This is a genomic window from Paenibacillus sp. Soil750, assembly GCF_001428045.1.
Lineage (GTDB): Bacteria > Bacillota > Bacilli > Paenibacillales > NBRC-103111 > Paenibacillus_E > Paenibacillus_E allorhizoplanae.
The window spans coordinates 514,384-527,132 of sequence record NZ_LMSD01000012.1; the positions used below are offsets into that span (position 1 = coordinate 514,384).

The following is a 12,749-nucleotide window of genomic DNA, read 5'->3' on the forward strand; positions in this document are numbered from 1 at the left end:
GATATACATCCTCCCTTACAGTTATCCTTATTGCATGATTTCACTAGCAACAATGGAAAGATCTTCGATATCTACTTTGTTATCCTTATTAATATCTGCTTTCGCTGCATCTGCATCCCAATCGGCATCGCCTTGCTGCTTACCATAAAAAGCCGCCACCATCGCTAAATCCCCGATTGTAACACCAGCACTTCCGTTGATGTCCGTATGATAGACAGGTGGACCCGATGGCTGTAAAAGCTCAAGAATAAGCCTGTCGATCTCGGCAAAATTCGTCTTTTTGGTTAACTTAATCGTGTTCAAACCTTGATTCAACGTAATCGTGATCGCAGATGGATTGTAACGTCCCCATCCGAATTGTTTGTACTCAATGACTTGATTGGCTCCATCATTAACGGAAACGTCTTGCTGAGCGATAACCGTACCTCCGGTTCCATTGGCAGCCATAACCGTCATTTGATAAGTGCCTGCTTTCTCAACATTTACTTGAAATAAGATATAGTCGCTTCCAGCCGTGTCCACATGACCAGCCACCTTGCCGCCAGAAGCTTCGTCGGAATTGTTAATTCTCACCGTACCTCCAAGAATCGCATCTTCCGCTTCATAGTTGTACATGGGGATTGACGGTGTACCAGATGGCTCCTGAATTAAAGCCCCATAAGCAACCGGTGTGCCGAAATTTGGCGTGCCATCCAGATTCCAAGTGAACTTCTGAGCACGAACGGAACGATTCGCCCAGCTTCCGCCCGATTTAAGATCCGCGTGATAGACAATCCAATCTTCTAAACCATCCGGCGACTTCGTAAATGAGTTATGTCCAGGACCGAATGCTCCGACGGATTTGCTGAATACGGAACCTGACTTCGTCCACGAAGCTGGATTAAGGACATTTCCATCGGTATTGGTCAGCATGCCTAAATTGTAATTATCTGTCCAACTGCCGCTTGCCGAATACACGATAAAGATTTTATCGTCCTTGATCAGAACTTCCGGAGCTTCATTAATCGTCGGTGTGCCATCAAGCTCCCAAGCCTGATCAGGTGAAGATAGCAACACGCGAGGTCCGCTGATCGTCCATGGATTGCTCATCGGTGCGATGTAAATCTTTTGACTCACATTCGTATCGCCTTCCCAACCAGACCATACGAAGTACATAGAATTGTCGCTTTTCACTAAGACAGTGCCATCAATAGCCCATTTGTCTGAGGCATCGGCAATCTTACCTTTCATCGTATAGCTGCCTTGAGCATCATTCGTATCGCTTTCGAGCACATACATGCGGTGATTATTATTGTTACCGTCATCTGCTGCAAAATAGATGTACCATTTGCCATTGATGTTCTGAATCTCAGGCGCCCATAACCCTTTGGAATACATTAGTCCACTAGGCGGAGTATAGACCGTAACACGAGGCTCGATTCCAATATCTTGCAGACGTTTCGCCTTCACGACTTGAATCGCAGCATCATTTTCCGATTTCACATAATAATAGTAGCCATCTTTGAAAACTACGCTCGGATCCGCCGAACCAGCTCCGCTTGAGACAGGTACGATTGGGTTCTTGAACATGCCACTATCCGTCACAGTAATTACAGCAGTGGCCGTTTTCCCACCAGCTGCCGTGACTGTAATCGTCGCAGTTCCTTTGTTGATTCCTTTCACATTCCCGCTCGTATCCACTTGTACAGTGCCTGTGTGACTCGAACTCCACGTAAGCAGCTGGTTGGAAGCATCTCCAGGTGAAATGGTTGCTGTCAGCTTTTTCGTTTCATCCACTTTCACCGTCAATACTGAAGCATCTAAGGTAACAGACGTTACACTTTTCCCCGCATAAATAGGAGTTACTGCTTGTTTGGTTAGCTGGGTATGCGACCATTTAACATGTAAACTAGCATCACCGCTTGCGTGAACATACTCGACCTTAACCGGATACTTTTCTCCAGCTGTTAGTGCAATCGTACCGCTTATTTCCTCTTTGGTGCTGCTTGTTTTGTTAACGACCAACGTGTCGCCGATCCACACTCTACCAACATTATCACTATCCACATAAATCGTATGCGTCCCAGAATTTGTCGGCTGCACGGTTCCCACCCAGCGCGTGGAGAAATGATCCTCACCAATGCCTACCGTTGGGTCTGGCGAACCTGTGCCCTTCTCATTCCAAAGATCGAAATCAATCTTCGGTGTGAACGATGTTTTAGCTAAAGTTGTAAAATTCTCATCCTTGAAATAGCTCACGTTAAACACGGGCAGCGTATTGAAAGCTGTTCCTGTTAATGCCTTAATGTCGTTCACATCCCACGGGTGCCCGTCTGGATAGGTGATCCCATGGAAAGGCATCGTCGGCTCAGACGTCAATGGATTCGTATCCGATCCCCAAGGGAAGCGAGTGTTATCTCGACCAATACCGAATTCCCACATAACGAAACCGATATCTTTTTGACCATAGTGTTCCACAATACCTGTTACCGTTTGCGTCGATCTGTTCATCGCTTCATCCGCAAGAATTCCCTTGCTGACTCCGTAAGGTGTCGGATAATCGGACTCATACGGATGCCAAGTAATGAAGTCTGACGTAGGATCACCGCTAAATTGGCCACCTGTTGAGGATACAGGATGATTGGTATCGATTTCTTTGATCCAAATACGTGCATCATTCATGATCTGCTTCGTAATTTGATCCATAAGTCCACTCTCGCCATTGCTCGGCTCATTATAAATGTTCCAGAAAGCAATACGTGAATCATTCTTATGTGCACCGACAATTCCTTGCACATACGCTTTCAATGCGGCTTTATTCGCTGCATAGTTGGATTTAACTGCATCCCCTGGACCTTCTACCCAACGACTGTTATGCGCACCGTAAAGGGGAGCTAATTGTGGCCCCATGACCGGATTGTCATTCCAACAATCATCGAAAAAGGCAAGTTCTACTTTGATACCGTGTTTGTCAGCTAGTTGCAAGAAATCTTCCAGATTGGCTAACAATCTCACACTATCGTTTTCCCACAACAAGTTATGTACGAATACCCGTACAAAGTTGATGCCGTACAATTCCGCATAGCCTAATTCGCGATCGTTAATATCGTGATCATATTCGTTCCATTGCTGAATCTGATTCACAACGTTCGTTGGTACGAAAACTGCGCCTTGCACCCAAGACCAGTCGTACGTAGGCATCTGAACTTCGCCTAAGTCTTTGACATTAATATTGTCATAGCTTGTTGCAACGTAATGTGCTCTAACACCGATCGCCCCAGTTGTATAGGTCGTATCAACCGCACTTACGATAAGCTCGTTATTGATATAAATATCAATATGGCTGCCTACCGCTTTCACCTTCATGCGATAGACGACATTTTGCGTAACTGGGTAAATAATCGATGCGAGCTCTTTCCAGTTATTATTCAGTCTCCCCAACTGCACACGCCCATTTGAGGTAAGTCCCGCATAATAACCTTTCATGTTATCTCCGCCATTGCTCGGATTCGTAACTCGGAAAATTAAGCCTGCATTATCATTATTCACACCGTTTTTCAACGTAACGTCGGCCTCATATTCAAAGTTGTCGAAAGAAGTACCCGTAGCAACGGATTTAAAACCTGGACCTTTATCCGTTATTTGATAAGCCTTGTTCGCAACATTCCATGTTCCTTCATAGGTCGTCCAGCCATTCGCATTGTCATCGTTAAAATCATCTGAGAATGTATGGCTGACTAACGTGAACGTCGCACTTTGAACCGCGGAATCGAGCATACCATTTTTAGTTGCAATAGCTTTCACCGTCGTTGTTGCTGTCAACGTGATTGGACCGTTATAGACAAGTGACGCCGCTGTAGGCGTGCTGTTATCGGTTGTGTAGTGAATGTCGGCACCGACTGTCGGGCTCGATATTGTGACGATTTGCGAACTAGGGAATGAACCCGAATTCGGATTAATAACCGGTGCTGCCACAGGTAGGACAACATGTGTTAATTGCTTCAAAGAAACATTGTCATAAGAAACTTGTAGATTCTCATTCCATGCTCTCAACCCAACTGTCCCCACCGCATACGTTGCATCTGTAAAATCGTAGGCTAACATCTCATTTACGTAAATGTAGAAATGCGTTCCAACTGCAATCACTTTCAAGTGATTGTAGTCGTTCGGCTTGACGCCGCTTACAACCGTTGAGGCTATTTCTGTCCACGCGCCATTCGTTCCCGCAGCGCTCATCTTACCAATTTGAAGCTTCCCAGCAGCATTCATACCAGCGTAATAAGCATTCATTTTATCCACACCATCCGCTGGCGCCGATGCTCGGAAAACCACGCCGCTATTGGAAGACACGGCATCCTGTGGGTTCATATCGACTTCAAACACAAAGTCTTGGTAAACACCCTCCACGACGGACTTGGCCCCTCTTGGATTAACAGCCACATAGTTATAAACGCTTTGCGTTACGGACCATGAGGTTTGGACAGGTTGGCCCAAATAATTCGTCCAGCCTTGCGCATTACCATCGTTAAAATCATCCGTAAATCCTGGTGTACTATCCGCAATAACATAGGAAGACGTCACCACATTAGAGACCATTTCGCCTGCTTTTTCTGCATAAGCTTTAATGATTACATCCGATGTCACCACGATCGGTGAAGTATACATTGGAGAAGAAGTATTCGGCAGTGTGCCGTCAAGCGTATATCGAATCGTTGCCCCTGCCGTTGGTGTCGTAAGCGCTACATGCTGCTCGCTGTTGTAAACACCCTGGGATGTACCGAACACTGGGGCAGCTGTCTCCGAAGCCGCATACTCTTTGACCTCGAGATTATCAAAGTTCGTTGTCCCCCACCACGTTCGAAGACCAATCGAACCAGCGGTTGTAATTTGTTTGCCGTCATTATCAACAAAGTCAATCTTCGGCGTTATCATATCCTCGACAAATACTTGAATGTGATTGCCTACTGCGACAACTTTCAAATGACCACTTGCGTACGGATAAGATACCGTTTTCAATTCCTTATATTCGTTGCCGCCTGCACCAACAACCCTGGAGAGCATAAGCGTTTTGTCCACACGTAATGCAGCGAAATAGCCATTATACCCATCAGCCACGTCACCAGTCGGCGAAGTGACGCGAAATAATAACCCCGATTGATCTGAATTGATGCCGGACACTTGGAGATCCGCTTCATACACGAAATCTTTAAAATTAGTATTCTGAAATACCGTCTTAGATCCTGGGGAACCAGTCGTTCTATACTGATTCGCGGCATTGACTGTCCAAGTTCCTCTGTTCCCTGCATTATCGGACCCATAGGTTGTCCATCCGCCTGCATTTCCATCATTGAAATCCTCCCTAAACACAGGTAATGGATCACCCGTTGCTGCTGATACGGATGCAGCAGGCAATAACGAAACTGTCATACATAATAGCAGCATATACGCCCAAGCTTGTCGAATCTGTTTGCGATGAAAAGCCATTACACGTTTCAAACGATTTCCTCCCTCTACAATCAACAATGTCATTCATGCTTATCCTTATTTTGAACGATGATCACTTTCATGTATTTAGATTATTTGGCATTCCTTTATACTTTTCCGACAATTCGCACAAAAGCCCAACCATTTCATGATGTGGTTGGGCGAAAAATTATATAATTACTTGCCGAGATGCAGTTTCCGGTATTCGGTTGGCGTTACACCCTCCTGCTGAAGAAACCGTCTATTGAAGGAAGCTGAGCAAATCGGAAGAGAAATCAGACTCGCCGAGGAAGCGATCCTTGAGAGCTGTGTAGATGCGCAAATCGCAATTCATTCCGACTATGACAATGACAGCAACAACCATATCGACAGCTATATCGGTAATTCGCAAGGAAGTCATGTAGGGGCTATTTTTCGTGGTTTGACAGAGAAGCACTGGACCATAGATAGCTTATCTGTCCGTCATCTACATACCAAAGAAAGCGTCCGAAGGTATGATGTTGTCTTCTATCTGAACGCTCAATAGTTGGATGCGGACGATGTGCAGCGGTTGCAAGCGTACGCAGAACAAGGCGGGACTTTAGTACTTGGCCCATGCAGCGGGTACAACGTTTCACGCAGAGGGCATGGTGGGCAGCCACTTGATTTCATTTTGAACTATACGAGTGAGACGCAGACGTTAGACGTTCATGAGACGGCAACTGACAGGCTGAGCGGACAATCTGTTCAAGGGGAAACAAAGATTGCCCCCTATGGTGTGATGCTGCTCCAATATGAATAGGTATTAAACTTCATTCTCCTAATTGATAATACGACTGTCTCGTTTGACGCACCTGCTCTCTATACTTGCCAGGATTGACGCCAAATCTCTTGACGAATTGGTGACTCAGGTAAGAAGCATCCCCCAAGCCGCATGCAGAAGCGATATCTGTAAGACTGTCGTTGCCGTTCTCTAGCATTCCCTTGGCTTTCTTTAGTCGAAGCTCACGTATCATCTGCATCGGGTTCATCTGGTATTCTTCCATGAAAATTTTATCCAAATAGTTCGTATTTAAATGCAAGAGATGGGCTAATGTTTTTCTCGTCACTTTCTCATGAAAAGAGGTATGAATATAAGAGATGACCTTCTCTAAACGTTCGCCGTTTCTGCCTGCCTGGACATTGCGTTGAACACGACCGTTCTGATCCCAGCTCTCCAATAATAAATGGACTACTTGCATCCCAATAGCTGATATTTCTATTTCCCGGAAGGGAGAGTCTTTTTTCTGCCAGGCTGCCAAAAGCTTGTAAAAAATGGCGGAGTATGCCGCTGGATCAATCATTGTCATGACTTCGGTTATGGGATATAAACGGAACAAATCAACCTGATAGCTGTTTCTTACATCGATTAACATCCAAAGGTGCAGACCGGGTGTTGTTGCTTTCTCAGCGAAAGGCGTTCCTGGGGCATGCAGCATGACCTGTCCGGCCCTCGCCGTTTGCGTCTTGCTGCCATCCTCCACTTCCACCTGTCCTTCCACGATAAAGCTGACAACCCAGTACGGATATATCAGGTTTTGTATATCGATGGCCTTATAGAAGGCTTCCTCCACTTGAAATAAGCGAATATGCCAGTATTCGTCCATCAATCCTTTTGGATCCTTCACCAAGCTCACTCCTAACCATCACTTTCAAGCTTTTTTTATGAAAGCTTCTCACTTACATATTGCCGCATTTGCTCGGAATTATCAAACCCCACCCACTTGCCTTCGATGATGGCTGCTGGTTGCTGCCGACACCCCATACACTGGCTTTGACACCGCTCCAATCGAACCTCGTGAGCATCCTCCGACAATTCTTGTAAGATGTGACCATATTGAAACTGCTGAAAGTTTCTAATACAGCATTGCACCTGCTTTCCCATGACAATACCCCCTTTATCACCGATTTTCACAAGTCCTAGAATACCTCGTGACTAGACCTCTTCTTTAGATTGGAAGCGTTCATACACTGCTTTCCCATTCTGTGAAATGATCGGTCCATTCTTATACTCAGCGCCGGTTTTTGGATCTGTAGAGCCTTCAACTGCATATTGAATCACATAAGCTTTGCGTGTATCCTTACTTTGGTTCGGCGTACTGCGGTGGAACAACAACGAGTGGAATACGACCATACTTCCCTTTTTCAAAGGTACTGGCGTCCCCTCAACGTCCCCATAGTAACACAACCAACCGATGTCCGTTTTCACATGCTCCACAAAGCCCTTATGATGCGAGCCTTCTTGAATCCAAATGCAACCATTCTCAAGCGTAGCGTCTTCAAGTGCAAGCCAACAGGTTACATAATGCATCGGCTCAATGGGTGCATAGCCATTATCCTGATGCCAAGGAAAGTCACGCTTGGCTTCTGGCCGTTTATAGACGGATTGATCCCAATACAAACGAATGTCTGGTCCAAGAATTGACGTTGTTATGTCTATAAAACGATCATCAGCCGTAAACTGCTGTAGTTCAGGTCTCATGAAATTTAATCCACTGGTAAAATTGATCTGATTCGGTATGTTGTTAAAACCTTGCCCAGCCTCGCGAAGACGACGCTCCGATTCCTCGTCCAAACCATCAATGATGGTGCGTACGCGATCCATTTCTTCATTAGAGAATAAATTTTCAAAAATGATAAACCCTTTTTCTTGGTATTGTTGCAGTTGCTCTTGTGTTAACATGCTTCAATCGCTCCCTCGCAAATAAAATTCTTACATTGCAATCATCTTATAAATGGATCTTTCTCACAATTTGCTCGCTCCACTATTCCATTGTGTTTTTTACTCTTTTTGAGGAATTGTAGGTAACAGTCCGATAAAAATAAATAACAAAAAGCGCAGCTCTGCCTAGGCAGAAACTACGCTTTAACTATTTTGTGATCAATCGTATGTTTTCAACTCAAGTCTTCGCCTTCGCCCCTTTTTTTACTAAAAGGAAGTAAGACAACATCGCTGCGGCACTCGTAGTCAATATAATGACCCCCAGCGGAACCGCCGTGTGTTCCCCAGCAATCCCGACTAGCGGGGAAACGACTGCTCCGAGCAAAAAGGGAATGACACCCATCAACGCAGCCGCGCTGCCTGCCATATGTCCCTGACTTTCCATCGCAAGCGGAAATGCTGCCGTGGAAGTAATCCCGATGGACGCTACAAAGAAAACGAGTGGAATCACCAGTGCGTACAGCGGCCCGTGGAAAATACCCACTAGCAAGACGGCAATACTGGCTGCGCCAGCCATATATAGTCCGAACAACAGGAAGAACTGCTCCGACACACGGTGAGCCATCCGACCGACCAACTGAGAACCAATAATCAAGGTGATCCCATTGGATCCAAATAACAATGCAAATACCGTAGGGGAAACCCCATAAATATTTTGATAAATAAATGGTGTACCCGAAACGTAAGCGAATACCCCTGCGATCATGACCCCCTGCGCGAGCATATACCCCGTAAATGAGCGGTCACGCAAAAGCGATCCATAGTTACGCAGTTGCTGCGCAAAATTGCTAGGACTGCGGCGTTCGATGGGCAACGTTTCTTTGAGACGCCATTTGGTCATGGCAAGGAGGAACATCCCCAGCAATGCCAATGCAACGAAGACGCCAACCCAGCTCGTTAATGATAGAACTCCGCTTCCGGCCACTGGCGCCACGAGTGGGCCCAAGTTTCCAACAAGTAAGAGCAGCGAGAAAAATTTCGTGAGTTCATGGCCGCTAAACATGTCACGTGCAATTGCCCGGGAAATGACAATACCCGCTGACGCAACAAACCCCTGCACGAGTCGTGCAAAGATCAGCAGCCATATACTCGGCGCGATCGCGCAAGCTATAGATGCCACAACATAGAGAGCCATAGAAATAAGAAGCGGTTTGCGCCTACCGTAAACGTCACTGAGCGACCCCATAACCACTTGCCCGACACCAAGTCCAAGTAAACAGGCGGTCAAGCTGAGCTGTACGAGTGATGCAGTTGTACCGAATTTTTCCACAATCTGTGGAAAGGCCGGTAAGTACATATCGATAGTAAAAGGTCCGAGTGTCGAAAATAAACCTAGCAGCAGCGCTAGTCGAACGGCATGCTGATTGTTCTTGTTTGTCATATTATGAGTTTCTCCTATACTCCCATTCCATATCCGGAACTTTTCTCTGTATTTGGTTACACCATAACATAACTGTATAGTTTTTGACAACAGTTAATTGTGTGCATCGAAATGAAAAAGCAGCCGATCCAGAAGTTTTCTGAATCAACTGCTTCTCGATTTTTCATGATAGAAGATTCCTCTCCTGTTTAACCTTTATTCGTATTTTATGCGGGGTAACCAACGACCTGCACTTGATCATTCATCAGCTGCCTGCTTTTCCCCCTTCAGTCGATATGGATGAAAACTTTGTCTGCTTCAATCTTTACCGGGTATACTTTTAGATTGACGCATACTGGCTTACGCTTCGCTTCACCCGTCATATAGTCAAACCTGCCATTATGTTTAGGACATTCAATGGTGTTTCCCATGACAAGCCCATCAGCTAAATGAAATCTCTCATGGGTGCAGAATCCATCCGTTGCATAATATTGGCTTTTATCTGAGCGATATATAGCAAACGTACGATCTTGATAATCGAAACGAATAACATCTTCTTCCTCAATAGCATCGACTTTACAAGCTTCAACCCAACCCTCGATATGATGCATACCAGCCTCCAAGTAAGATAAGATTTATTTAAGTTATCATCATTGCTTATCATCCCGACTGGGATACCGATGAAAGATTTCGATCAGTTACCTTCCGATGCTGAGCAAATTCACGGCACCTGGGTACGACATAGGAGTGGTCTTTCCGCATCTTCCAGATCGCTGCCCACGTCTCGCGGACAGCAGCCGTGAAACTCGGAGCAGCAGCTGGGCAGTCCTGCTTGATCTCCTCGTGCAAAGCAGGCAAATTATAATACGGAACCAACGGAAACATATGATGTTCAATATGATAATTCATATTCGTGTACAGAAACCGAAGAATACGGTTTGTATAGAAAGTCCTCGCACAAAGCCTGTGATCGAGCGTATCTTCATATAGACCGACATGCTGCGTTGAGACCAACAAACCGTTCAGAAGAGCGCCATAGAACGCAGGCAGCCCAACGAACATGAGTGGTAAAATGCTATCTAAATAAAAGCACAAAGAGATAATAACCGCATAAACAATAATAAATACACGTGCTTCCAAGAATAAATTCCGTTGCTCGTTGGTCGGGACCAATTCCTTCTCCTCGGCGCTTAGAAGTCCTATTGCATGTTTGAACAGGTAGGGCCAAGTATTGTAAATGAATGATTCTCGGATAATATATCGAAGCACACGTTGCAATTTCGGAGGACGCGGTTCCATTATTTCCGGATCGCTGCCCACGATGATCGTATCCGTATGGTGGCGGGCATGCGTCCAGCGAAAGTTCGTCGCTTGAATCAAGATCAGAAACGAAGTGAATTGATACAAGGCTTCGTTCATCCACGCCGTTCGAAACATTGTGCCATGGCTGGATTCATGCCATTTGGATACGGCAGGTACCGTGTAGACAGTTCCATATACGATAAAAGCGGGTAAAGCCCACCATGATCCCCACGACAGATAAGCTACATAGCCCAGAACGACTGTTAAGGCGATCCAGAGCAAGGTGTCACGAATTGCCGGCCCGTTCTTGCGTATCATGAGCTCTTTCATACGCTTTCGGGGAACGGGGCATTGATACCATTCTCCTGAAACAAGCCCTTTCTCGATCGCTTTTTGCCGTTCTGGTCCAAGAATACTATAGTCCCGCTGTATGGTGTTCCCCATATGATCTCTCCTCGTCAGTCTGTATTTTCTTCAGTTCTGAATATGCTAAGCGTACCAGATCAGATAGTACTTGACTTCCCAGAACTTATTAAATAGGATCAGACACATAAGAGTAATGCGAACGCATGGAAGGAAGAGCTATAAATGACTATGATGCACTCATCTAGTTCGATGCGATGGGTTTTCCCTCCGCATGAAGATAATCCTGAGAGATTTGAAAGCGCGACCACCATCCGACTCGTTCCGGAATTGTTCGTCGTAGGATATCAAAAATATGCAGAAGCGTATCCCATCCCCCTTCATTGTCATCATCACGCATATGAATTTGTCTATTTACATAGCGGAAGTGCAACATGGGAGCTCGACGGTATCCCTTATCCGATGAGTGCTGGGCAATGGTTTTACACCCGTCCAGGAGAACTTCATAAAGCTCGGTTTAATCATTTGGAGCCTAGTCGGATCTGGTGGATGATTGTACAGGATCCAGAGGGCACCCCGAACTGGTTCCGCTTGGAAGGCTTTGATCGTGAGTTGGCCGGTTCTCGCTTACAGCAACTTCCACGGGTATTTCGCGCAGGTCATCGCGTGCACGAACAATTCATACGCTTGAAGGCGACATTAGAAACAGAGGGCCCTGATCAAGCTTTTTTTGCCCGACATCAGGTTCTAGACATCATCATGGGACTTCTGCAGCCTACTTCTTCCAAGTCAATAGAGCCCGGAGTCAAGGATGCGGTGATCCGCTCCGTCCATCAAATAACGCAAGCGCCTAATACGCGATATTCTGTTGCGGAGCTTGCCCGTGCAGCTCAGATGAGCGAGTCTCATTTCTATAAAGTGTTTCACAACATATACGGACAGTCTCCTGCTGCTTATATGGAACGCATAAGAATGGAGCGCGCTTGCTCCCTTCTGCAAACGAGCGTTTCCATTACGGAAATTGCCTTTGAGCTAGGGTTTAAGACCAGTCAACACTTCACGACCGTATTTCGCAAACATATCGGCAGTTCTCCAAGTGAGTGGCGCTCAAATCCTTTTTAGTCTGATAAAATAAAAAAAGACTGCATTCACCCAAGGAGGAATAGGTGCTTGTAGTCTTTTGTGTTTACTTACAAATACGATCAACTTAGCGTCTGAAGCTTCCTGCCGAACCAGAAAGTTGTTGTTCTGCGATTTGCACTAAGCGCTTCGTAATGTTGCCACCAATAGAGCCAGCATCGCGTGATGCAAGGTTGCCATTGTATGCTTGAAGCTGAATCCCTAACTCTTGTGCCACCTCATACTTCAGTTGATCCATTGCTGCTTTTGCTTGTGGAACTGCCAATGTGTTGTTAGCCATAATTGTTATTCACTCCTTTTCTTGGTGTGATATTATCATGTGGAGTTTGAAAAATATTATACATGTGCTATAAAATTTTTTTTGTTCTTTTCATCTGAGAC

Annotated in this window: 11 protein-coding genes; 3 read left to right on the forward strand and 8 right to left on the reverse strand. The window is 45.6% G+C overall.

Annotated elements, in window-relative coordinates; translation table 11 throughout:
* Window positions 1–27: 27 nt before the first annotated feature.
* Complete coding sequence (locus ASL11_RS14460; RefSeq protein ID WP_162261640.1) at window positions 28–5,475, reverse strand: family 43 glycosylhydrolase; 5,448 nt, start codon at window positions 5,473–5,475, stop codon at window positions 28–30.
* 232 nt (window positions 5,476–5,707) lie between these two features.
* On the opposite strand from ASL11_RS14460, the gene ASL11_RS14465 reads away from it, so the two are divergent.
* Together ASL11_RS14465 and ASL11_RS14470 are read left to right on the forward strand one after the other, a co-directional pair.
* Entirely contained in the window at window positions 5,708–5,989 is a 282-nt protein-coding gene (locus tag ASL11_RS14465) for a hypothetical protein (RefSeq protein ID WP_056615295.1), read from the forward strand.
* A gap of 15 nt (window positions 5,990–6,004) precedes the next feature.
* Complete coding sequence (locus ASL11_RS14470) at window positions 6,005–6,244, forward strand: Beta-galactosidase C-terminal domain (protein ID WP_162261641.1); 240 nt, start codon at window positions 6,005–6,007, stop codon at window positions 6,242–6,244.
* 10 nt (window positions 6,245–6,254) lie between these two features.
* Here the strand turns inward: ASL11_RS14470 and ASL11_RS14475 are convergent, their stop codons facing one another.
* The 6 genes from ASL11_RS14475 to ASL11_RS14500 all read right to left on the reverse strand — a co-directional run bounded on the left by ASL11_RS14475 (window position 6,255) and on the right by ASL11_RS14500 (window position 11,309).
* A complete protein-coding gene (locus ASL11_RS14475) occupies window positions 6,255–7,109 on the reverse strand; it encodes a helix-turn-helix domain-containing protein (RefSeq protein ID WP_056615301.1) in 855 nt (284 codons plus the stop codon).
* Between the two features lie 35 nt (window positions 7,110–7,144).
* Window positions 7,145–7,366 carry a DUF1450 domain-containing protein gene (locus ASL11_RS14480; protein WP_056615306.1) on the reverse strand — a complete coding sequence of 74 codons (222 nt, stop codon included), beginning with the start codon at window positions 7,364–7,366 and terminating at the stop codon, window positions 7,145–7,147.
* Between the two features lie 51 nt (window positions 7,367–7,417).
* Window positions 7,418–8,164 carry a phytanoyl-CoA dioxygenase family protein gene (locus ASL11_RS14485; RefSeq protein WP_056615309.1) on the reverse strand — a complete coding sequence of 249 codons (747 nt, stop codon included), beginning with the start codon at window positions 8,162–8,164 and terminating at the stop codon, window positions 7,418–7,420.
* 217 nt (window positions 8,165–8,381) lie between these two features.
* A complete protein-coding gene (locus tag ASL11_RS14490) occupies window positions 8,382–9,584 on the reverse strand; it encodes a multidrug effflux MFS transporter (protein WP_056615312.1) in 1,203 nt (400 codons plus the stop codon).
* A 266-nt stretch (window positions 9,585–9,850) separates the two neighbouring features.
* Complete coding sequence (locus tag ASL11_RS14495) at window positions 9,851–10,174, reverse strand: MocE family 2Fe-2S type ferredoxin (RefSeq protein ID WP_056615315.1); 324 nt, start codon at window positions 10,172–10,174, stop codon at window positions 9,851–9,853.
* A gap of 49 nt (window positions 10,175–10,223) precedes the next feature.
* Window positions 10,224–11,309 (reverse strand): fatty acid desaturase, encoded by a 1,086-nt coding sequence (locus tag ASL11_RS14500; protein WP_056615317.1) that lies wholly within the window; start codon window positions 11,307–11,309, stop codon window positions 10,224–10,226.
* Between the two features lie 144 nt (window positions 11,310–11,453).
* Between ASL11_RS14500 and ASL11_RS14505 the strand changes: the two genes are divergently transcribed.
* Window positions 11,454–12,350 (forward strand): helix-turn-helix transcriptional regulator, encoded by an 897-nt coding sequence (locus ASL11_RS14505; protein WP_056615320.1) that lies wholly within the window; start codon window positions 11,454–11,456, stop codon window positions 12,348–12,350.
* 85 nt (window positions 12,351–12,435) lie between these two features.
* On the opposite strand, the gene ASL11_RS14510 is transcribed toward ASL11_RS14505, so the two are convergent.
* A complete protein-coding gene (locus tag ASL11_RS14510) occupies window positions 12,436–12,648 on the reverse strand; it encodes an alpha/beta-type small acid-soluble spore protein (protein WP_056615323.1) in 213 nt (70 codons plus the stop codon).
* Window positions 12,649–12,749: the final 101 nt, after the last annotated feature.